This is a genomic window from Clostridiales bacterium (assembly GCA_025757645.1).
Taxonomy (GTDB): Bacteria; Bacillota; Clostridia; order Oscillospirales; family Oscillospiraceae; genus CAG-103.
This window is the reverse complement of the sequence record CP107216.1, coordinates 1,006,448-1,028,145: the sequence shown is the minus strand read 5'-3', so window position 1 is coordinate 1,028,145 and position 21,698 is coordinate 1,006,448. Positions and strand designations below refer to the sequence as shown.

General features: G+C 63.7%; 20 protein-coding genes. 8 read left to right on the top strand and 12 right to left on the bottom strand.

The window, feature by feature from the left end:
• Window positions 1-4 precede the first annotated feature (4 nt).
• The 4 genes from ssb to nifJ form a co-directional block, all read right to left on the bottom strand.
• Window positions 5-475 carry a single-stranded DNA-binding protein gene (ssb, locus tag OGM61_04805; GenBank protein UYI85397.1) on the bottom strand — a complete coding sequence of 157 codons (471 nt, stop codon included), beginning with the start codon at window positions 473-475 and terminating at the stop codon, window positions 5-7.
• Window positions 476-487: 12 nt separating this feature from the next.
• Window positions 488-784 (bottom strand): 30S ribosomal protein S6, encoded by a 297-nt coding sequence (gene rpsF, locus OGM61_04800; protein ID UYI85396.1) that lies wholly within the window; start codon window positions 782-784, stop codon window positions 488-490.
• Between the two features lie 106 nt (window positions 785-890).
• The gene (locus OGM61_04795) at window positions 891-1,769 is read right to left on the bottom strand and encodes a mechanosensitive ion channel family protein (protein UYI85395.1); all 879 of its coding nucleotides are present in this window, start codon (window positions 1,767-1,769) and stop codon (window positions 891-893) included.
• A 175-nt stretch (window positions 1,770-1,944) separates the two neighbouring features.
• The gene (nifJ, locus tag OGM61_04790; protein UYI85394.1) at window positions 1,945-5,481 is read right to left on the bottom strand and encodes a pyruvate:ferredoxin (flavodoxin) oxidoreductase; all 3,537 of its coding nucleotides are present in this window, start codon (window positions 5,479-5,481) and stop codon (window positions 1,945-1,947) included.
• A gap of 285 nt (window positions 5,482-5,766) precedes the next feature.
• Between nifJ and OGM61_04785 the strand changes: the two genes are divergently transcribed.
• Both OGM61_04785 and OGM61_04780 read left to right on the top strand, forming a co-directional pair.
• Window positions 5,767-6,120 carry an Asp23/Gls24 family envelope stress response protein gene (locus OGM61_04785; protein UYI85393.1) on the top strand — a complete coding sequence of 118 codons (354 nt, stop codon included), beginning with the start codon at window positions 5,767-5,769 and terminating at the stop codon, window positions 6,118-6,120.
• Window positions 6,121-6,237: 117 nt separating this feature from the next.
• Window positions 6,238-7,866: a DAK2 domain-containing protein gene (locus tag OGM61_04780; protein ID UYI85562.1), complete on the top strand. Its 1,629-nt coding sequence runs from the start codon at window positions 6,238-6,240 to the stop codon at window positions 7,864-7,866.
• Between the two features lie 114 nt (window positions 7,867-7,980).
• Here the strand turns inward: OGM61_04780 and OGM61_04775 are convergent, their stop codons facing one another.
• From OGM61_04775 to OGM61_04760, 4 genes are all read right to left on the bottom strand, one after another.
• Window positions 7,981-9,414 (bottom strand): M20/M25/M40 family metallo-hydrolase, encoded by a 1,434-nt coding sequence (locus tag OGM61_04775; protein UYI85392.1) that lies wholly within the window; start codon window positions 9,412-9,414, stop codon window positions 7,981-7,983.
• Window positions 9,411-10,106 carry a hypothetical protein gene (locus OGM61_04770; GenBank protein ID UYI85391.1) on the bottom strand — a complete coding sequence of 232 codons (696 nt, stop codon included), beginning with the start codon at window positions 10,104-10,106 and terminating at the stop codon, window positions 9,411-9,413. The genes OGM61_04775 and OGM61_04770 overlap by 4 nt, the downstream gene beginning before the upstream one ends.
• Before the next feature lie 12 nt (window positions 10,107-10,118).
• A complete protein-coding gene (locus OGM61_04765; GenBank protein UYI85390.1) occupies window positions 10,119-10,871 on the bottom strand; it encodes a DUF5058 family protein in 753 nt (250 codons plus the stop codon).
• 78 nt (window positions 10,872-10,949) lie between these two features.
• A complete protein-coding gene (locus OGM61_04760; GenBank protein UYI85389.1) occupies window positions 10,950-11,756 on the bottom strand; it encodes a hypothetical protein in 807 nt (268 codons plus the stop codon).
• A 107-nt stretch (window positions 11,757-11,863) separates the two neighbouring features.
• Between OGM61_04760 and spoIID the strand changes: the two genes are divergently transcribed.
• Window positions 11,864-12,853 (top strand): stage II sporulation protein D, encoded by a 990-nt coding sequence (gene spoIID / locus OGM61_04755; GenBank protein UYI85388.1) that lies wholly within the window; start codon window positions 11,864-11,866, stop codon window positions 12,851-12,853.
• A 53-nt stretch (window positions 12,854-12,906) separates the two neighbouring features.
• Here spoIID and OGM61_04750 read toward each other — a convergent pair whose 3' ends face one another.
• On the bottom strand, window positions 12,907-13,332 hold the full coding sequence (locus OGM61_04750) for a PaaI family thioesterase (GenBank protein UYI85387.1): 426 nt from the start codon (window positions 13,330-13,332) through the stop codon (window positions 12,907-12,909).
• 69 nt (window positions 13,333-13,401) lie between these two features.
• Entirely contained in the window at window positions 13,402-15,879 is a 2,478-nt protein-coding gene (locus OGM61_04745) for an ATP-dependent Clp protease ATP-binding subunit (GenBank protein ID UYI85386.1), read from the bottom strand.
• A 229-nt stretch (window positions 15,880-16,108) separates the two neighbouring features.
• Here OGM61_04745 and OGM61_04740 point away from each other — a divergent pair, with 229 nt between their 5' ends.
• From OGM61_04740 to rsmI, 3 genes are all read left to right on the top strand, one after another.
• Window positions 16,109-16,279 carry a 4Fe-4S binding protein gene (locus OGM61_04740; protein ID UYI85385.1) on the top strand — a complete coding sequence of 57 codons (171 nt, stop codon included), beginning with the start codon at window positions 16,109-16,111 and terminating at the stop codon, window positions 16,277-16,279.
• A 94-nt stretch (window positions 16,280-16,373) separates the two neighbouring features.
• A complete protein-coding gene (locus tag OGM61_04735; GenBank protein UYI85384.1) occupies window positions 16,374-17,105 on the top strand; it encodes a methyltransferase in 732 nt (243 codons plus the stop codon).
• A gap of 2 nt (window positions 17,106-17,107) precedes the next feature.
• Entirely contained in the window at window positions 17,108-17,938 is an 831-nt protein-coding gene (rsmI, locus tag OGM61_04730) for a 16S rRNA (cytidine(1402)-2'-O)-methyltransferase (protein UYI85383.1), read from the top strand.
• 62 nt (window positions 17,939-18,000) lie between these two features.
• On the opposite strand, the gene OGM61_04725 is transcribed toward rsmI, so the two are convergent.
• The gene (locus tag OGM61_04725; GenBank protein UYI85382.1) at window positions 18,001-18,246 is read right to left on the bottom strand and encodes an AbrB/MazE/SpoVT family DNA-binding domain-containing protein; all 246 of its coding nucleotides are present in this window, start codon (window positions 18,244-18,246) and stop codon (window positions 18,001-18,003) included.
• Window positions 18,247-18,591: 345 nt separating this feature from the next.
• On the opposite strand from OGM61_04725, the gene OGM61_04720 reads away from it, so the two are divergent.
• Both OGM61_04720 and OGM61_04715 read left to right on the top strand, forming a co-directional pair.
• On the top strand, window positions 18,592-19,170 hold the full coding sequence (locus OGM61_04720; protein UYI85381.1) for a spore maturation protein A: 579 nt from the start codon (window positions 18,592-18,594) through the stop codon (window positions 19,168-19,170).
• The gene (locus OGM61_04715) at window positions 19,161-19,691 is read left to right on the top strand and encodes a spore maturation protein (protein ID UYI85380.1); all 531 of its coding nucleotides are present in this window, start codon (window positions 19,161-19,163) and stop codon (window positions 19,689-19,691) included. Before OGM61_04720 ends, OGM61_04715 begins: the two co-directional genes overlap by 10 nt.
• A gap of 308 nt (window positions 19,692-19,999) precedes the next feature.
• On the opposite strand, the gene argS is transcribed toward OGM61_04715, so the two are convergent.
• Window positions 20,000-21,697 (bottom strand): arginine--tRNA ligase, encoded by a 1,698-nt coding sequence (gene argS / locus OGM61_04710; GenBank protein ID UYI85379.1) that lies wholly within the window; start codon window positions 21,695-21,697, stop codon window positions 20,000-20,002.
• Between the last annotated feature and the right edge of the window lies 1 nt (window position 21,698).

The window sequence follows — 21,698 nt, the reverse complement described above, 5'->3', positions numbered from 1 at the left end:
AAAATCAGAACGGCAGATCGCCGTCATCGTCGTCCAGCTCGGAAAATGCGCTGCCGCCCTGGGGGACATTGTCATATCCGCCATAGCTGCCGCGATGAGCCGGGGCCGATGCGCTCGGCGCTGCCGGGCGAGACGTATCGCCGCCGTCGCGGCGCTTGCTCTCGCCGAAGTAGACATTGTCCGCCACGACCTCCGCGGTCGTGCGCTTTCCGCCTTCGCGGTCAGTCCATTCGCGGATCTGCAGACGGCCGCTCACGGCGGCCATGCTGCCCTTGGTGAAGTACTTGGAGACAAACTCCGCCGTGCTTCTCCAGGCGACAATGTCGATGAAGTCCGTCTGCCGCTCGCCGCCGTCACGGCCGCCGAAATCACGGTCGACCGCCAGCCGGAACGACGCCACGGGAATCTGGGACTGGGTATAACGAAGCTCGGGGTCACGGGTCAGACGGCCCATGAGCACAATGTGGTTCAGCATTGCCGTGCCTCCTTATTCCGGGCGACGGGTGATCAGGGAGCGGAGAATACCGTCCGTGATGCCCAGCACACGATCCAGCTCGGCCGGGAAATCCGGGCCGCTGGTGAACTTGACGAGCACGTAGTAGCCCTCAGAAATGTAGTTGATCTCGTAAGCGAGCTTGCGCTTACCCATCTCCTCCATTTCCTCCAGCGTGCCGTTCTGCTCGACAAGCGCCTTGAACTTCTCGACGACTGCTGCAGTCTCTTCCTCCGACAGATTGGGGTTGATGATATACATCAGTTCGTACTTTTCGGTGGTTTTTGCCATTTCAGTTGCACCTCCTTCTGGTCTAGTGGCCCTCATCTCAAATGAGAGCAAGGATCACCCACGTCAACACGCAGGCCATATTATTATACCTGAAAAAGCGAGAAAGTCAATCCCTTTTTGTACTTTCCGGCGTATCGAGCACGTGCACGTTCATCTGCGGGTAGGACATGGACACGCCGTGCGCGTCAAATGCCGCTCCGACGGCCTCCATGAGGTCATAATACACGGTCCAGTAATCGGCCGTTTTGCACCAGACGCGCACCGTATACTCAATATTGCTCTCCCCGTAGCCCGACACGCGCACGAACGGCGCCGGCTCCGGCAGGATGCCGGACACGAGCGACACGGCGTTGTGCAGCGCCGCCTTTACCTGCTCCGGGCGGCAGGTATAGTCCGCGCCGAAGGTCAGATCCACGCGCCGCTGCGGCTCGCGGCTGTAGTTGACGATCTTGGACGCGGAGAGGTCGCTGTTCGGCACGTAAATGTCCTTGTTATCCAGCGTGCACAGCTGCGTATAGATCAGACCGATGTCCTTGACGGTGCCGCTCACGTCGCCGGCCTCGACGAAATCGTCGTCCTCGAACGGCCGCGTGAGCAGGATGGTGATGCCGCTCATGGCGTTTGACAGACAGTTTTGCACCGAGAGCGACAAAGCCAGGCCGAGCAGGCTGAACACGGCCAGCAGCGCCGTAACGTTAAAGCCAAGACTGTCGGCCACGATGAGGATGGCCATGAACTCCAGCGCGATCTTGAGCACCTTGAGGATGAACCTGCTCAGGCTCTCCGACAGCCGCGAGTGCGCCGAGATGCGCCGCGCGACGCGCATGACGAGCCAGATGACGAGCACGCAGATCACGAGCGTGATGGCGGAGGTGATGAGCTTTTCGAGCGTGAGATTGCCGAGGCTGAAGCCGATGGCGCTGTTCACGTCCTCGATGCTGTCTTTCGTGGATTCGAGCGCGTTCTGATAGGTGTCCGTATTCAAATGGCGGTCTCCCCTTTCGTGCGGGATTTGTTATCTAGTATACGCCATGCCCCGCCGGTTTTCAACACGTTCCGGCGGGCAGGGCGTTGGAGAAGGCTTGCGGTGGTGCCTTTTTGCGCTTTTCAGCGCAAAAAGGCGGGGCTGAAATCAGCCCCGCCTGCGTGGTAGGTAAAACTTATGCCTCGTCGTAAAGCTGCTTGAGCTTGAGCAGGTGCTCGTAGCGGGCCTTGGCGTTGACCTCGGACTTGGCGAACAGCTCCTCGGCACGCTCCGGGAACTCGTTGGTCAGGCGGGCGTAACGCGCCTCGTTCATGAGGAAGTCGCGGTAGCCGCCGGCCGGCTCCTTGCTGTCGAGCGCGAAGGGCTTTTCAGCGGACGGATCGTAACGGAAGAGATTCCAGTAGCCGCAGTCGACCGCACGCTTCATCTCGCCCTGGCAGTTGGTCATGCCGCCCTTCTTGATGCTGTGCATCTCGCAGGGGGCGTAGCCGATGATCAGGGACGGGCCGGGGTAAGCTTCCGCTTCCTTGATGGCCTTGATGGTCTGCGCCGGGTTTGCGCCCATGGCGACCTGCGCCACGTAGATGTAGCCATAGCTCATGGCGATCTCGGCAAGGCTCTTGCTCTTGAGCTCCTTGCCGGCAGCCGCGAACTGCGCGACCTGGCCGATGTTGGAGGCCTTGGACGCCTGTCCGCCGGTGTTGGAATAGACCTCAGTGTTGAAGACGAACACGTTCACGTCCTCGTCCTGCGCCAGGACATGGTCCAGGCCGCCGAAGCCGATGTCGTAGGCCCAGCCGTCGCCGCCGAAGATCCAGCAGCTCTTCTTGTTGAGGAAGTCCTTGTTGGTCATGATGCGCTGGTAGCGCTCGCAGTCACAGGCGGGCTTGGCCTCCATCACAGCGAGGAACTCCGCCGTGGCGGTCTGGTTGGCCTCGCCGTCGTTATAGGTCTCAAGATACTTCTTCGCAGCCGCGACCTTGGCGGGATCCTTGCCGTTTTCGGCGATGTAGCGGATGTCCTCCGCCAGATCGTCACGGATCTTCTTCTGGCCGAGATACATGCCGAGGCCGTGCTCCGCGTTATCCTCGAACAGGGAGTTGGCCCAGGCGGGACCCTTGCCTTCCTTGTTGACGGTGTACGGGCTGGTGGCAGCCGGGCCGCCCCAGATGGACGAGCAGCCGGTCGCGTTGGAGATCATCATGTGATCGCCGAACAGCTGCGTGACCAGGCGGGCATAGCTCGTCTCGGCGCAGCCGGCGCAGGAACCGGAGAACTCAAGCATGGGCTGCCGGAACTGGCTGCCCTTGACGGTGAAGTCCTGAAGCTCTTTCTTCTCAGCGACCTTGGCGACCATGTAGTCGAACACGGGCTGCTGATCTTCCTGGCTCTCGAGCGGCTGCATCGTCAGCGCGCCGACCGGGCAGACGTGCGTGCAGACGCCGCAGCCCATGCAGTCGAGCGGGGAGATGGCCATGGAGAACTTGTAAACGCCCTTGCCGGCGCCGACCTTGAAGTCGACCGCCTTGGTCTGCGCAGGCGCGGCGGCCAGCTCGTCGGCCGTGAGCGCGAACGGGCGGATGGTCGCATGCGGGCAGACGTAAGCGCACTGGTTGCACTGGATGCACTTGGTGCTGTCCCACTCGGGCACGGAGACGGCCACGCCGCGCTTTTCATACGCGGAGGCGCCGAGCTCGAACGTACCGTCGGCGTGATCGACGAACGCGGAGACCGGCAGGCTGTCGCCGTCCATCTTGTCGACCGGGGTGAGAATGTCGCGCACCATCTTGACGGTGGCCGGACGGCCGGTCAGTTCCTTGGCAGGCGCTTCGTCGACGGCGTTGGCCCAGTCGGCCGGAACGTCGATCTTCACATACGCGGTCGCGCCGAGGTCGATGGCCTTGTAGTTCATCTCGACGACGTCCTCGCCCTTCTTCATGTAGGAAGCCTTGGCCTTCTCCTTCATGTAGCGGATGGCGTCCTCTTCCGGCATAATCTTCGCCAGGGAGAAGAATGCGGACTGCAGGATGGTGTTGTTGCGCTTGCCCATGCCGATCTTGATGGCCAGGTCAATGGCATTGATCGTGTAGAGCTGGATGTTATTCTTGGCGATGTAGCGCTTGGCAGAGGCGTCCAGATGGTGGCTGAGCTCCTCAGGCGTCCACTCGCAGTTGATCATGAACACGCCGCCCGGCTTGACATCCTGGACCATCTTGAAGCCCTTGGTGATGTAGGACGGGTTGTGGCAGGCCACGAAGTCGGCCTTGTTGATGTAGTACGGGCTCTTGATCTCGTGATCGCCGAAGCGCAGGTGGCTGATGGTCACGCCGCCGGTCTTCTTGGAGTCGTACTGGAAGTATGCCTGAACATATTTATCGGTGTGATCGCCGATGATCTTGATGGAGTTCTTGTTCGCGCCGACGGTGCCGTCGCCGCCGAGACCCCAGAACTTGCAGGCGATGGTGCCCTCGGGGGAAGTGTCGGGCGCGTCCGTCTCCGGCAGGGAGAGGTTGGTCACGTCATCGACGATGCCGATGGTGAACTGACGCTTCGGCGTGTCGCGCTTGAGCTCTTCATAGACCGCGAACACGGAGGACGGCGGGGTGTCCTTGGAGCCGAGACCGTAGCGGCCGCCGGTGACGACGATGTCGTTGCGGCCGGCATTGGCCAGCGCGGTGACGACGTCGAGGTACAGGGGCTCGCCCTGAGCACCGGGCTCTTTCGTGCGGTCGAGCACAGCGATCTTCTTGCAGGTCGCCGGGATGGCCGCGATGAGCTTGTCGGCGCGGAACGGACGGTACAGGCGGACCTTCACGAGGCCGACCTTCTCGCCGTGCGCGTTGAGGTAGTCGATGACTTCCTCGGCCACGTCGCAGATGGAGCCCATGGAGATGATGACACGGTCAGCATCCGGGGCGCCATAGTAGTTGAACAGCTGGTAGTTGGTGCCGATCTTGGCATTGATCTTGCCCATGTACTCCTCGACCAGATCCGGCACGGCGTCATAATATTTATTGGACGCCTCACGGTTCTGGAAGAAGATATCGCCGTTTTCGTGGCTGCCGCGCATCTGCGGATGCTGCGGGTTCAGGCCGCGCTGACGGAAGGCATTGACCGCATCCATGTCCACCATCTCGGCCAGATCGTCATAATCCCAGACGGCGATCTTCTGGATCTCATGCGAGGTACGGAAGCCGTCAAAGAAGTTCAGGAACGGGACGCGGCCCTTGATGGCGGCCAGATGCGCCACGGGGGACAGATCCATAACTTCCTGCACATTGCCCTCGGCGAGCATGGCAAAACCGGTCTGGCGGCAGGCCATAACGTCGGACTGATCACCGAAGATGGACAGCGTGTGCGACGCGAGCGCGCGCGCCGTCACATGGAACACGGCCGGGAGCAGTTCGCCGGCCATCTTGTACATATTCGGGATCATGAGCAGCAGGCCCTGAGAGGCGGTGTACGTCGTGGTCAGGGCGCCGGCATTCAGCGAACCGTGGACAGCGCCGGCTGCGCCGGACTCTGCCTGCATTTCCTGCACACGGACCTTCGTGCCGAAGATGTTCTTGCGGCCGGCAGCGGCCCACTGATCGACCAGGTCGGCCATCGGGCTCGACGGGGTGATCGGGTAAATGGCAGCCACTTCCGTGAACGCATAGGACACGTGGGCGGCAGCGTTGTTGCCGTCCATGGTAACGAGCTTTCTTGCCATAAACTTCATCTCCTATTTCTCTTATATGTTATCCTATATTCGTGCAATGGGCACCTATCCGCCCATTCACGTCAATAGGATAACACAGTTTCAAAAAAACGTAAATAATAGTTTTTTTGATTCTTGTTTCAATTTTCGAAACGCAACTATTGAAAACGTGCAAGTTTCCGGGTGAAAACCGGCGTTTTCACGGAAAATGTCCAGTTTTTTCGCTAATTTTTCGCTTGTGATTTCTCACCTATTGTTATATAATATATCACTGCTGTTAAGAAAGGGGCTGTCTACATGGTCAAAATCGAACAATCGAATGGCACCATCAGCATCACCAATGAAGTATTCACCAACCTTGCAGGCGACGCCGCGACCAGTTGCTTCGGCGTGAAGGGTATGGTCGGCCGCAGCAAAGACAGCGGACCGTTCCAGCTCCTGCGCCGCGAATCCATGTCCAAGGGCGTCAACGCCACGTTCGCCGATGACGGCAGCATCTCGCTCGAGCTGCACATCGCGGTCGATCACGGCGTGAACATTTCCGCGCTTGCCCACAGCATCATCAACGAGGTCAGCTACAAGGTCAACCAGGCAACTGGCGTCCCCGTGGCGCGCGTGGACGTGTACGTGGACACCATGTTCCTCGATTAAGCGGGGACATTTCGCACTGCTTCCCACCCGGGAGCCGCGCTTCCGGGCCATTTTCATTCCCCCTGTCGGAGGTGTACAGATTTGAGAGAAATCATTGATGCCGCAGCGCTTCGGGAAATGCTCCTGTGCGCAAACGCGGCACTAGAAGAAAACAAACAGAAGATCAACGAGCTCAACGTCTTCCCTGTTCCGGACGGCGATACCGGCACGAACATGAGCCTGACGATGAACTCGGCCGCCATCGAGCTCGGCCGCAAGCAGACCGACACCGTCGGCGCCGTGGCCGACTGCGCCGCGAGCGCGCTGCTGCGCGGTGCGCGCGGCAACTCCGGCGTCATTTTGTCGCTGCTGTTCCGCGGGATTGCCAAGTCCCTCAAGGGCCGCGAGACTGCGAGCGCGGCGGAATTTGCCGCCGCCGTCTCCGCCGGCGTGGACGCCGCCTACAAGGCCGTCATGAAGCCGGCCGAGGGCACGATCCTCACCGTCAGCCGTCTGGGCGCGCAGGCCGCCGTGGCCTTCGCCAAGGACAGCACGGACTTTGAGGGCATGCTCGATGCGCTGCTCGCCGCCGCGCGCGAGGCGCTGGCCGACACGCAGAACATCAACCCCGTGCTGCGCCGCGCAGGCGTGGTCGATGCCGGCGGCGAGGGCTTCGTGCTCGTCATGGACGCCATGCTCGGCTATCTGCAGGGCCGCACCGCCGCCCCCGTGACCTCCGCCGCTCCGGCTGCCGCGCAGGCGCCGAAAGAGGGCGCGGACTTCTCCGAGTTCGACACCGGCGAGATCACGTTCGGCTACTGCACGGAGTTTATCGTCGCGCGCGAGAACAGCAAGAGCCCGGAGCTCCTGCGCTCGTTCCTGAAGAATCTCGGCGACTGCGTCGTCGTGGTCGACGACGACGAGATCATCAAGGTGCACGTGCACACGAACGTGCCCGGCGAGGTGCTGACCGAGGCGCTGACCTACGGCCCGCTCCAGACCGTGAAGATCGAAAACATGCGCAACCAGCACACTGCGCTCTCCGGCAAGGAGACCGAGGCCGAAGCTGCCGCTAAGGCGGAGGCCGAGCCCGAAGTGGCCAAGCCCGAAAAGCAGTTCGGCGTCGTAGCCGTGTCTGCCGGCGAGGGCATGGCGAATCTCTTCCGCGAGCTGGGTGTGGACCGCGTCGTCACCGGCGGCCAGACCATGAACCCCTCCACAGAGGACATCCTCACCGAGGTCAACAAGACCCCGGCGGAGGTCGTGTTCGTGCTGCCGAACAACAAGAACATCATCATGGCCGCCCAGCAGTGCATCCCGCTGTCGGACAAGAAGGTCATCGTCATCCCGACCAAGACCGTGCCGCAGGGCATCACCGCGATGCTCTCGTTCGACCCGGCGAGCGCCGAGGACGTCATTGAGGCGGAGATGAGCGCCGCGATCGAGAGCGTGCACACCGCGCAGATCACCTACGCCGCGCGCGACTCCGACTTTGACGGCCACAACATCCGCAAGGGCGAGTATCTGGCGCTGATGGACGGTGCGCTGCTCGGCAGCAACGCCGACCTCGACAAGGTGCTGACCAAGATTGCGGACGCCGCCAACGATCTCGACCCCGAGATCGTCTCCATCTACTACGGCGAGGACGTGCAGGGCGACGCTGCCCAGCACGCGGCCGACCTGCTCGGCGAGCGCCTGCCGATGGCGGACGTGAACGTCGTCAACGGCGGCCAGCCGGTGTATTACTACATGATCTCGTTTGAATAAAACGTGCACCATCATACAGCAAAGCGCCCGGACGAAATGTCCGGGCGCTTTGCCGTGTTTCCGCTTTTCTGCGGCAGCGCGCCCCGGCCTCAGCCGGGGCGCGCCGTTGTTTTTTTATTGTTCCTGCGCGCGGATGAGATTCTTGTAGAAATCGACCGCGCCGGGCAGGCAGCTATATTCGATGTTCTCGTTGATGCCGTGCATGCCCTTCATCTGCTCCGGGCCATAGATCACGGGGGCGAAGCGCACGCAGCTGTCGCAGATCTCCTGATAGAAGTGCGCGTCCGTCGCGCCGGTCATGACATAGGGGCTGACGGGCAGGCCGGGGAACGTCTCGCCGATGACCCGCTCCACCTGACAGAACGCCTCACCGTGGATGTCCACGGGCTCGGAGTAGTCGTTCGTGTGCACGACCTCCATCTCCAGGCCGTGCTTCTCGGCGAGCCGGCGGATGATGGCCAGACTCTCCTGCTCGCCCTGATGCGGGATGAAGCGCATGTTCGCGCCCAGCGTCGCCTCCTGCGGCAGAACGTTGTACGCATCCGAACCGGACTGCATCGTGAACGCGATCGTCGTGCGCAGCATCGCGCCCGCCTGCGCCGACACGCGCGGCAGCACGACCTTCATCAGCGGGGCAAACAGCCAGAGATTGCCCATTACGAGCCGCAGGCCAAACGGCGCATACGGCGCCAGGCGCGTGAACATGGCCGTGACCTCGGGCAGGAACTTCTTGCGGAACGGCGCGTGCTTTTCCACATCCGTCACGAACGCGGACAGGCGCGCAATGGGGGTGTTCGCCGTCGGGGCGCTGGCGTGGCCGCCGGTGCTGCGGGCGGTGAATTTCACGTCCGCCTTGCCCTTTTCAAACACACCGACCATGGCGAAGTTGCCGGGGATGCCGCCGATCGGCTCGGTGATGATGCCGCCGCCCTCGTCGCAGACAAGAAACGGCCGCACGCCGCGGCGCTTGAGCTCGGCAACGAGCTTCGGCGCGCCGTCGCCCGCCCACTCTTCTGTGCACGACGAGGCGATGTAGACATCGTTGGCCGGCTCGTATCCGGCGGCGAGCAGTTCCTCGACCGCCTGGAAAAACGCCATGACCGAGCACTTGGTGTCCGACGCGCCGCGGCCCCAGACCTTGCCGTCGGCAATGTCGCCGGAAAACGGCGCGTGCTCCCACGTGCCCTCGGCGGGCACGACGTCCTGATGGCTCATGAGCACGATCGGACGGTCGTGCGCACGGCCCGGCCAGTAATAGAGCAGGTTGCCGTCAATGTCCGTGCGCTCCAGCTTTTCATGCACGAGCGGGAAGAGCCCGGCGAGCAGCGCGTGGAAGCGCTCGAACTTTTCCGGCTCGCGGACGTTGGCGTAGGATGTGGTGTCGCACCGGATCATGGCCGAGAGCTTCTCGGCGTAGGCCATGGCGCGGTCGGGATCCGGCTGCGGCTGATAAGCGGACGTTTTGCGCGGTGTGAGCGCAGCGTGCGCCACGGCCGCCCCCAACGGGGCCAGCGGCGCGAGCGCGAGATAACCGGGACGGAATTTCATTTGACATCTGCCTCCTTTTTCTGCTTGCGGTACATGCTGTAGGCAATGCCGATGGCCAATGCGCCGCTCGGAATGATCATAAAGCTCGTGGAACTCGTCAGCGACGGGACGAGCATGAACAGCAGGCTCATCACGACCAGCGGAGCGACGGCGACCTGCACGTTCTTGCGGAAGTACTGATACGCCATCGCGCCGAAGAGCGCCGGGACGACGTTGGCAAACGCCGGCTGGAGCACGGGGCTCTGCAGCACGGGCTGCAGCGGCACGAGCAGCGCCACGCCGAGCGCGAGCACGACGATGGTCACGAGCGAGGATGTTGCGATCGAGAGCGTCGAGATGATCTCGTTTTCGGCCGTGCCGGTCTTCGTGCCGACGATATCGCGTGCGTTGACGGCACACGGGATCTTCATATTGATGAGGTTGCCGGTGATGAAGGCGAGGTAGCCGCCGCCGGCGCCGAGCATGGGCGTGTAGATGAGAAACTCCGCCACGCTGCTGACCGTCCACACGAGGCCGACGGACAAAAAGCCCTTGGCGACGGCGCCCATGTCGGGCATGGCGCCGAGGAACGTGCCGATGAGAAACGGCGCGCCGACGAGCAGCACGAGCGTGATCGCGCTCACGATGCGGCCGAGGACGTGCGTCCGGCGGTTGAACTGTTCGAGATATGCTTTGCGTTCGGTTTCGTTCATGATGTTCCCTCCTCACAGCCGCACGAGCACGGCCGCCGCCATGCCGATGAGCATACTGCCGGCGATAGAGAAGCTCTCCAGCCAGGCCATGTTCTTTTTCTCCGACAGGTACACAAACAGCGCCATCACCGCAGCCGACACGGCCACGACGATCAGCGGCGTCCAGTCGCCAGTGCAGGTGAACAGTCCCTCGCCGGACACGAACGCGCCGATGTAGCTGCCGATGTACGCGCACACGAGGCCGATGAACATGGCCGTCATGGCGCTGTCGCCGAAGCCGACGCCGGAGGCGGACTTGGCCCCGTCGTTGCCGAGGCGCTTGAGGTAGCGCTTGTTGAAAAAGATCGACAGGATCATGCCCCACATGATGCACACGCTCATGAGCAGGGCGATCGTCGTGAAGCCCTGCGGCGTCATCTCGGCGGCGGACAGGGCGTGCATGCCGACCTGCTCGGCCGCAGCCTGCGCGACCTGCGTCTCATAATGCAGCGCGCCGATGACGGACAGGCGCAGCCACGGCCACGGCGTGCCGAGGCTGCCGGACAGGGCGATGACGCCGAGCAGGATGCCCACGCTCGGCAAGACAGAGAACGTGGCGCTCGACGTGATGGCGCGCTTCATGCGCGCGGGGTCGATGCCGATGGCAAGACCCGCGCGGTAAGAGCGCACGAGGAAAATGACGCACACCACCGCAACGAACGCGATGATGCCGCCGCAGATCGCGTACATGGGTACGCTGTTGAGCTGGGCCAGGATGTTGTTCATAGACGTTTCTCCTCTCCGGCGATGCCGGTCTCTATATGGAAAGGCCCGCATGGCAGCGCCATGCGGGCTTTTCACAGCTTATTGCGCGCCGCCGACCGGCCCGGACACGGCCGGGCGGATATTGGATGCGGTCAGGTAGGACTGAAACAGCAGAATGCCAGCGATGGCCGCCAGCATGAGCTGCTGCCCGCCGGCGCGGTCATCCGGCAGCGCCGTGATGCACAGGAAGGCCGCGAACTGGCTCCAGAAAATGCTCTTGATTGCCTTCGGGCGGCCGTAGGCGAAGCCGGCAAACTCATAAGACGCGATGAGCGCGGCGCACAGCGCCAGGATCTCGACCGCGTAGGCAGAGACGGTGGGGTTGATGATATTAACCTTGTAGCTCACGATCAGCCAGAACGCGAGCAGCACGATCGGCATGGACGCGCACACGACCGCGCCGGACGCCGTCTCGGCATCGCCGGGGGCGAGCATCTGACGCGCGAACGCCGCGCCGGACGCGATCGCCAGCACGGCCAGGACCCGCTGCAGCCCCGGCGACGCGAGCGTGCCGCTGCCAAGCAGCAGCCACAGGCCGCCGACTGCCAGCAATGCGCCGAGCACGATGCCGCCGATGGCGCGCACACGCGGCGACGCGGCAAGCGCAGCCGGAAGCGAATCCGGAAAATACGTATGCGGCTGGTTTTTCATCCGAAAGCACACCACGGCCAGCACGACCGCTGCGATGACGATCATCAGCGCGACGGCGTACGGCCAGATGCTGCCGCGCACGGCAAGGCCGGTCTCGGCTTCAAAACAGACCTGATCCTGCAGCCAGCGGAAAAAGGTCCCGAACGCTGCCAGCACAGCCGTGCAGCAGCAGATTACCCAAGCATTTTTGCGCATAACAAACTACCTGTCCCAATACATATTGAATAGACTTATTTTATACTGATTTGCCCCCTGCGTCAAGGCGCAAAACGCCTCCGCAGGGCAGAAAGGAGGCAGCGCACGTGCGCAAAGTTTTTCTGCTGTCACTGCTGCTCGTGGTGCTCTCGCTCGTGATCCCGTGGCTCGTGGTCACGCTCGGCCCGGCGCCGGAGCCCGCGGTGCAGCCCATCCCGTCCGTGACTGCGTCGGCCGCCGTCGCGCCCGACAGCGAGACGGCCATCACGGCGCTCAGCGGCGGCGAGCTCGTCGAGACGACGATGGCCGACTGGCTGCCCGGCGTCGTGGCCGCCGAGATGCCCGCATCCTTCGCGCCCGAGGCGCTGCGGGCGCAGGCGGTCGCCGCGCGCACGTATATCCTCCAGCGCATGCGCGGCGGGGCAGCCAACCACCCGGAGGCCGGCGTCTGCGACCAGTACACCTGCTGCTGCGCGCGCAAGGACGACGCCGCGCTGCGCGAACAATGGGGCGCGGACTATGCGCGCAACATGGCGCGCATCCGCCAGGCCGTGACCGACACGGACGGGCAGTACCTCACCTACGGCGGGCAGCTCATCCGCGCGGTGTTCCACGCCTCGTCCGCCGGGGCGACCGAGAGCAGCGCCGCGCTCTGGAGCGGCGATGCGCCGTATCTCGTGAGCGTGTCCTCACCCGAGACGGCGCAGGACGTGCCGAACTACGTCTCTACGGCCGAGATCGCGGCCGACGCCGTGCGCGCGGCCGTGCTCGACAGCTACCCGGGCTGTGTGCTCGGCGACGATCCGGGCACATGGTTCGGCACGCCGGAGCTCGATGACAGCGGCCGCGTGGCGCGCATCCCCGTCGGCTCCGAAACGCTCACGGGCGCGCAGGCGCGTGCACTCTTTTCCCTGCGCTCGGCAGCGTTTTCCGTTGCCTACAGCGGCGGGATGTTCACCTTCACCGTCACGGGCAGCGGCCACGGCGTCGGCATGAGCCAGTACGGCGCGAACGTCATGGCCATCCGCGGCAGCGGCTATGCCGACATTCTCGCGCACTACTACCCCGGAACGACGCTCATCCGCGCGGAGGGGTAGATGAAGAAAAGAGACGTTCTCAGAACGTCTCTTTTCTTCGTTGATCGTGCAATTTACTGCATCGTTTCGTCCGCATAGGTGTTCTCGTCCACATAGTAGACCATCACGGACGCGGTGGCGAGCAGTTCGCCCGCATCATTGAACACCTCCGCCGTCACAAGGCCGGTCGTGCGGCCCTCCTTGACGACACGGCCGTGCGCCACGAGCTTGGATGTGTCCTTGCCCGGACGCAGAAACTGGATGCTGCTGTCGAGCGTCACGGTGATGCGCCCGCCGGTACGCGCGGCAACGCCGGTCGCCACATCGCACATACTGAAGATCAGCCCGCCGTGTGCCATGCCGAGCGGGTTCATGGCGTCCTGCGTCATCTCGACTTCGACGACGCTCGTGCCTTCGCCGACCTCGGTGACAACGATGTGGTTGTGTGAATTAAAGCCGTGAAACGTGTTGTAGCGAAACGGGTCACGAAATGCGCTCAAATCTTGCTGTACTTGGTTCTGCTCCATGCTGGGGTACGCCTCCGTCTGAATGCTTTATCATTTTTTACATTAAGACGTTATCGTACCACGTTCGCGCGTTTTCGTCAAAACAATTTTTCCGTCGTGCACCTCCGCCGTCACGACATCGCCCTGTTGGAGCGTGCCGTCGAGCAGCATGCCCGCCGCCTGATCGGCGATCGTGCTCTGGATGGCCCGGCGCAGCGGCCGCGCGCCGTACACGGGGTCATACCCCGTGGCCAAGAGCGCATCGAGCGCCGCGTCCGGCACCTGCAGCTCCACGCCCGCGCGCTCCATGCGCGTGTTGACCGTGTCGAGGAGCTTCTGCGCGATCTGGCGGATGTTGGCGCGCGTGAGCTTGTGAAAGACGATGATGTCGTCGACGCGGTTGAGAAACTCCGGCCGAAACGTCTTTTTCAGGTCGGACATGACCATGCTGCGGATCTCGGCGTCCGTGCGCCCGGCGCCCTCGCCCGTCTGCTGCGTGAAGCCGAGGCTGCGGCGGCTGTCCGTGATGGCCTTTGCGCCGACGTTCGAGGTCATGACGACGACGGCGTTGCGGAAGTTCACCTTCCGCCCGAGCGAATCCGTGAGCTGGCCGTCCTCCATGACCTGCAGCAGGAGGTTGAACACGTCCTCGTGCGCCTTTTCGATCTCGTCGAACAGCACAACGGAATACGGCTTGCGGCGCACCTTTTCCGTGAGCTGGCCGCCCTCCTCGTGGCCGATATAGCCAGGGGGCGAGCCGATGAGCCGCGAGACGCTGTGCCGCTCCATATATTCCGACATGTCCACGCGGATGAGCGCCTTCTCGTCGCCGAAGAGCGCCTCGGCCAGCGCGCGGCAGAGCTCCGTCTTCCCGACGCCGGTCGGGCCGAGGAACAGAAAGCTGCCGATCGGGCGGTTCGGGTCGCCAAGACCGACGCGGCTGCGGCGGATCGCGTTCGAGACCGCGTGCACGGCCTCCTCCTGCCCGACGACGCGGCGGCGCAGCGACGCCTCCATCTGCAGCAGCTGCTTGCTCTCGCTCGAAGTGATGCCCGCGACGGGGATACCCGTCCAGAGCGAAACGATCTCGGCCACGTCCTCGCCCGTCACGGCGCGCACGGGGCCGGCATGCGTCTGCTCCCACTGACTGCGCAGCTGCTCGAGCTCCGTGCGCAGCTTCTGCTCGCGGTCGCGCAGGCGGGCCGCGCGCTCGAAATTCTGCGCGCGCACGGCGCTTTCCATATCCGCGGTCGTGTTCGTCAGCTGCATCTCCAGCGCGTGCACCCGCTCCGGCTGCACGAGCGCCTGCATGCGCACGCGCGAGGCCGCCTCGTCCACGAGGTCGATGGCCTTGTCCGGCAGCCAGCGGTCGCCGATATAGCGTACGGAGAGCGTGATGGCCTTGCGCAGCGCATCGTCCGTGATGTGCAGGCGGTGGTGCGCCTCGAGCCGTTCGCGCAGACCGCGCAGGATCAGCAGGCTCTGCTCCGGCGTGGGCTCTGCAATGCGCACAGGCTGAAAGCGCCGCTCGAGCGCCGCGTCCTTTTCGATATACTTGCGGTACTCCTCGAGCGTCGTCGCGCCGATGATCTGCAGCTCGTCGCGCCCGAGCGCGGGCTTGAGAATGTTCGCCGCGTCGATCGCGCCCTCGGCCGAGCCCGCGCCGACGATCGTGTGCAGCTCGTCGATGAAGAGAATCACATTCCCCGCTCGCTGCACCTCGTGCAGGACGCACTTGACGCGCTCTTCAAAGTCGCCGCGGTACTTTGTGCCCGCGAGCATGGCCGTCAGGTCCACACTCACAATACGCTTGTTGCGCAGATCCTCGGGCACGTTGCCGTCCGAAATGCGCTGCGCCAGCCCCTCGGCCACCGCCGTCTTGCCGACGCCGGGCTCGCCGATGAGCACGGGGTTATTCTTGCTGCGGCGCGAGAGGATCTGGATGGCGCGCTCGATCTCCCGGTCGCGGCCGATGACCGGGTCCATCTTCCCGCCGGCTGCCAGCTCCGTGAGGTCGCGGCCGTACTGGTCGAGCGTTTTCGTGTCGGCGGCGCGGCGCGTCTGGGACCGCGGGGCCGACTGCTGCGGCCGGGGCTTATACTCCGGCCGGCCGAACACGTCCATGATGTCCGTGTAGATCTTGTTCAGGTCGCCGCCGGCCGCCACGATGATGCGCGCACCGGCGCTGTCCGCCTCGCGGAGGATGCCCATGAGGATGTGCTCCGTGCCAACGTAACAGTGACCGAGCCGGTTGGCATCCTCGGCGGCCAGCTCGATGACGTGCCGCGCCCGGGGGCTGAGCCCCTGCTCGGGCGCGCCGGGCACGCCGCGGCCGACCGTCTCCGTGACCATGCGCGTGAGCACGGCGTCCGTCAGCGCGTTATCGGTCAGAATGCGGGCGCCGAGCCCCTCCCCCTCCCGGATGATGCCGAGCAGGAGATGCTCCGTGCCCACATAACTGTGCCCCATGCCCAGGGCTGCGTCGTGCGCCTTTGTGATCGCCGTGGATGCCCGCTGTGTAAACCGTTCGCTGCCGCGCATAGATCGTTTGCCTCCTTCGCTGGTCATACGCCTCTATTATCGCCCGGCTGGCACAAGGAAACTGCCGAATCCGGGAAGCTGATTTTTATTATTTCCACCCCTTCCTGTATTTTAATCAACATGCTTTTCCGAATTTCGAAAATGACGGTTGATTTTTCGGATTTTTGTGCTACAATGACTCCATACCAGAGGAAGAGAAGTCTGGTCAAAATCATAGGAGGTAATTACAATGGCATTTGTTATTGGCGACGATTGCGTCATGTGCGGCACCTGTGCTGCGAACTGCCCGGCTGAGGCGATTTCCGAGGGCAATGGCAAGTACGTCATCAACGCGGACAGCTGCATGGAGTGCGGCACCTGCGCTGCGAACTGCCCGGTGGGCGCGATCTCTGTCGACTAATTCGACCGAGAACAACGCAAACGGATGAGGCGATATGCTCCAGGCATATCGCCTCTATCTATTTCAGACGATTTTCGCGGAAGGAGCGGATGCCATGCCCCCCTGCGTACAATATGACGATCTGTGGCCGGGCGGGCCGCGGTTTGCGCGCTCCGGCGCCGGGTTCGCCCTCGGCACGGACAGCGTGCTGCTGGCCGATTTTGCGGCTGACCGCCGCGTGCGCCGCTTTGCCGACCTCGGCTGCGGCGCCGGCGTGCTGACGGTGCTGCTGCTGCACGCGCTGCCGCAAGCGGCGGCCGTCGGCGTGGAGCTGCAGCCGGACGCGGCGCAGCTCTGCCGGAACAATCTCGAGGCCAACGGCCTGACCGGCCGGGCGCAGATCCTCTGCGCCGACCTGCGCGAGCACCGCGCGGTGCTCCCGGCCGGCAGCTTTGACCTCGTCGTGGCAAACCCGCCGTACTTCGCCGCGGGCAGCGGCTATACCTCGCCCGACCCCATGCGCGCGCACGCGCGCGACGAGCGCACCTGCACCATGCAGGACATCTGCGCCGCCATGGCCTATCTCACGCGCTGGGGCGGCTCGGCCGCGCTCGTGCACCGGCCGGAGCGGCTGAGCGAGCTGCTGTGCGCGCTCACGGCCGCCGGGCTCGAGCCCAAGCGCCTGCGCACCGTGGCGCACACGGCGCATGCGGCGCCCAGCCTCGTGCTGGTCGAGGCACGCCGCGGCGGAAAGCCGGGGCTCAAGCTCCTGCCGCCGCTGGCACTGTGCGCACCCGACGGCACGGACTCGGAAGAGATCCGCAGAATTTATCACAGGAGGACGTGACTATGAGCGGAACACTGTATCTGGTCGGCACGCCGATCGGCAACCTCGGCGACCTGTCCGTGCGTGCACTCGAGACGCTGCGCAGCGCCGACTTCATCGCCGCCGAGGACACGCGCGTGACGGCGAAGCTCCTCAACCATTTTGAGATCAAAAAACCGTGCGTGAGCTACTATGAGCACAACAAATACGCCAGCGGTGAGAAGATCGTCGCCCGGCTGCTTGCCGGTGAGACGTGCGCGCTCGTGACCGACGCCGGCATGCCCGCCATCTCCGACCCCGGTGAGGACATCGTGCGCCAGTGCGCCGAGCAGGGCATCGACGTGCAGGTCATCCCCGGCCCGTGCGCGGCCATCGCGGCGCTGGCCGTGTCCGGCCTGCCGACGCAGCAGTTTTGCTTCGAGGGCTTCCTCGCCGTGAGCGGCAAGACCCGGCGCGAGCATCTTGAGCGCCTGCGCGGCGAGACGCGCACGATGATCTTCTACGAAGCGCCGCACAAGCTGCTGCGCACGCTCTGCGACCTGCGCGACACGTTCGGCGGCGCGCGGGAGATCACGCTCGCGCGCGAGCTGACCAAGCTCCATGAGCAAAAGCTGCGCACGACGCTCGACGGCGCGGTGGCCTACTTCACCGAGACGCCGCCGAAGGGCGAATTCGTGCTCGTGCTGCGCGGCGCACCCGAGCGCTCGGAGCCGGTCGTCACGGCCGAGCAGGCGCTCGAGATCGTGGCACGCTACCGCAGCGAGGGCCGCGCGCTCAAAGAGGCGTGCAAGCTCGCCGCGGCAGACACCGGCTTCGGCAAAAATGAGCTGTATCAGATGGCGCTCAACGCCTGAGCCCCCGCAGACGATAAAAAAAGTCCCCTGACCGACGGTCAGGGGACTTTTTTGCTCCGTGCTCAGAGCTTCTCGTTCATGGCGCGGATGCAGTCGGGGCAAATGTTCTTGCCTTTGTAGTTGATGATGTCTTTCGCGTTATCACAGAAGATGCAGGCCGGCTGATACTTGCGCAGGATGATGGACTCACCATCCACGAAGATCTCGATGCGGTCTTTTTCCTCAATGCCGAGGGTTCTTCTCAGCTCGATGGGGAGCACGATACGGCCGAGCTCGTCAACTTTTCTCACAATGCCTGTGGACTTCATGGTAAATGCCTCCAATACGAATGGAATAAATTGAGAAAGATTCGATCATTCATTTCAACACCTGCATTATACCAAACGTTGACAAAAAGTCAACGAATTCGCGGCAACTTGTCCGATGAATTGCGTTTTTCTACCATTTGTATATTTTTGCATGCTTCAAATTCATCTGTTTTGTGAATAATCACCGAAAACATAAAATTTTTTAATCATCAGCGACCACGCCAAATCGTCCTAACGCCGTGCGGCAAAACATATACTGCACTGGTTGCCCGTGCCGGCGCCGGCCGCACACAGCCGGACGCAGCGCCGCGGACAACCGCAGTTTTCAGGAAAGGACGCAAAGGCATGGCATTGACCTGGGTCTGGGTAGGCATGGTGTGCGTGGCGCTGATCTACGGCGCGGCGACAGGGCAGAGCGCGGCCGTCGGCGCGGCGGCGGCGCAGGGTGTGCAGCAGGCGGTGACGTTTTGCCTGACGGTGGGCGGCATGATCTGCCTGTGGTCCGGCGTGATGGAGGTCATGCGGCGCAGCGGCATCGCGGCCGGGCTGTCCAGACTGCTGCAGCCGGTGCTGCGGCGGTTGTTCCCGCGAGCGTCGCGCGATGCACAGACGCTCGACGCACTGAGCATGAACGTGAGCGCGAACCTGCTCGGGCTCGGCAACGCGGCGACGCCGGCCGGCGTGCGCGCCGCACAGGCGATGGCGCGCGAGCTCCGGGGCAGCAAAGCCAGCGACGAGCTGTGCCTGCTGGTGGTACTCAACACGGCGTCGATCCAGCTGCTGCCGGTCACGATCGCCGCGGTGCGCGAGGCGGCGGGCGCGGCCGTGCCGTTCGATATTCTGCCGGCCGTGTGGGTGACCTCCCTGTGCTCGGTCACGGTCGGACTGCTGACCGGGAAGTGCCTGTCGCGCGTATGGCGGTGAGCGACGTGTTGGCGCTGACCGTCCCGGCGCTGCTGGCCGGTGTGGGGCTCTACGGCGCGCTGACGGGGACGGACGTCTTTTCTGCGCTGACGGCCGGAGCGCTCGACGGGCTGCGGACCGTGGTGCGCATCTTCCCCGCCCTGGTGGCGCTGCTGGCGGCTGTGAGCATACTGCGCGCTTCCGGGGCGCTCGATGCGCTCACGCGCCTGTGCGCGCCGGTGCTGGCGTGGCTCGGCATCCCGCCGGAGACGGCGATCCTCATGGTCGTGCGGCCGGTCAGCGGCAGCGGCGCGCTGGCCGCGGCCAGCGACATCATCGGCGCCTACGGGCCCGATTCCCGCATCGGCCGCACCGCCGCCGTCATGCTCGGCTCGACCGAGACGACGTTCTACGTGCTGGCCGTGTATTTCGGCGCCTGCGGCGTCCGGCGCAGCCGCTGGGCAATCCCTGCCGCCATCGCCGCCGACCTGACCGGCTTTCTCGTGGCCGCCGCGCTCGTGCGCTGGATCTGGGGCGCATAGCGCCGCCGACAAATTGCACAAAAGCGCCCATCTGGACTGATATTTTCTTGACGAAACGCCTATTTTGCAAAAATTCGCACTTTTCACTTTACAACGCCGCACGAATGTGTTATAAAATAATCACGTTAGTTAATAAATTAACTCAACGTTCTTCCGATTTCTTTCTTTTCTCTTCTTATTTTTGCTCTCTCGACAGCAGCGTGTCGCCACTCTCCGGCGGCACGCTGTTGCCGTTTCTGTCCGGAAGCGCAAAAATGCCCTCCCCCGCGTGCGCGGTGGGAGGGCATTTGCTTGTCTCAAAATTCCGGTCACATTTTTTCCGGTGCGGTCACGCCGATGATATCCAGACCGATCTCGAGCACGCGGCGCGTCGTGTCGGCCAGCTTCAGGCGCGCGTCGCGCACGGCGGGCTCCGCGTCCTTGATGCGGCAGACATTGTAGAACCGGTGGAAGCGCGCGGCCAGCTCCGTCACGTAGCGGTTGATGCGGCTGGGATCGTAATCGCGCGCGGCAAGGTGGATCTCCTCCGGGAGCATGGCGATCTGCTTGATGAGCTCGTGCTCCTGCGGCGTCGTGAGCAGGGCCACGTCCACATCCGCCGCAGCGGGCACGGCGCAGCCGACCTCGGCCATGGCGGCGAGCAGCGTGCAGATGCGCGCGTGCGCATACTGGACGTAGTAGACGGGGTTTTCGCTGTCCTGCCGGATGGCGAGGTCGAGGTCAAACTCCAGATGCGAGTCCGGCTTGGCGTTGAAGAAAAAGCGGCAGGCATCCACGCCGATCTCGTCCATGAGGTCAGCGAGCGAGAGCGCCTTACCCGTGCGCTTGGAGACCTTGACGATCTCGTCGCCGCGCATGAGGCGCACCATCTGCATGATGAGGAAGTCGAGCTTGCGGCCCTCGAGCCCCAGCGCGGGCGCACGCATGGTCGCGGCGAAGCGAATGGCGTGGCCGTGGTGATCCGCGCCCCAGACGTCGATGACGCGGTCAAAGCCGCGCTCGATGAATTTGTTGCGGTGATAGGCGATGTCGACCGCGTAGTACGTATAAAACCCGTTCGAGCGGCGCAGGACCTCGTCCTTATCGGCGCCGAGGTCGGTGTTGCGCAGCCAGAGCGCGCCGTCCTTTTCATACGTCAGGCCGGCGTCCACAAGCAGCTGCACCGTCTCGGTCACGTAGCCGGAACTGTGCAGGCTGCTCTCAAGAAACCACTGATCAAAATGGATGCGGTAGCGCTCGAGGTCGCGCTGCATACGCGCAATGTTGTACGGCAGGCCGAAGGCCACGAACGCCGCGCAGCGCTCGGCGCTCGGCATGGTGAGGTACTTGTCGCCGTCACGCTCGTAGATCAGTTTGGCAAGCTCCCGGATGTCGTCGCCGTGGTAGCCGTTGTCCGGGAATTCCACGGCGTCCTCGCCCTGGATGAGCTGAAGATAGCGCGCCTCGATGGACTTGCCGAACAGGTCGACCTGATTGCCGGCATCGTTGACGTAAAACTCGCGCCAGACATTGTAGCCCGCGCGGTCGAGCACGGACGCGAGCGCGTCGCCGAGCACGCCGCCGCGCGCGTTGCCGATCGTCATGGGCCCGGTCGGATTGGCGGATACGAACTCCACCATGACCTTTTCCCCGTGGCCATCGTCCACGCGGCCATAGTCCGCGCCGGCTTCGTCCACGGCAGTCAGCACGTCCTGATACCACTTGTCGGACAGGCGGAAGTTCAAAAAGCCCGGCCCTGCCGCCTCAACGGAGGCAAACCACGTGCCGTCCAACTCCATGTGCGCGATGAGCGCCTCGGCGATCTTGCGTGGGGCCATGTGCATGGTCTTGGCCGACGCCATGGCGTGGTTGGCGGCAAAGTCGCCGTTGGCGGTGTCCTTCGGCTGCTCGACGGAGCCGCGCACGTCCGCGCCCTCGGGCAGATCGCCCGCCGCGGCGGCGCGCAGATATGCTTCCCGGATGCACGCATCCACGGCGGCGCGTGCCTGTTCGATTCGATTGGCCATA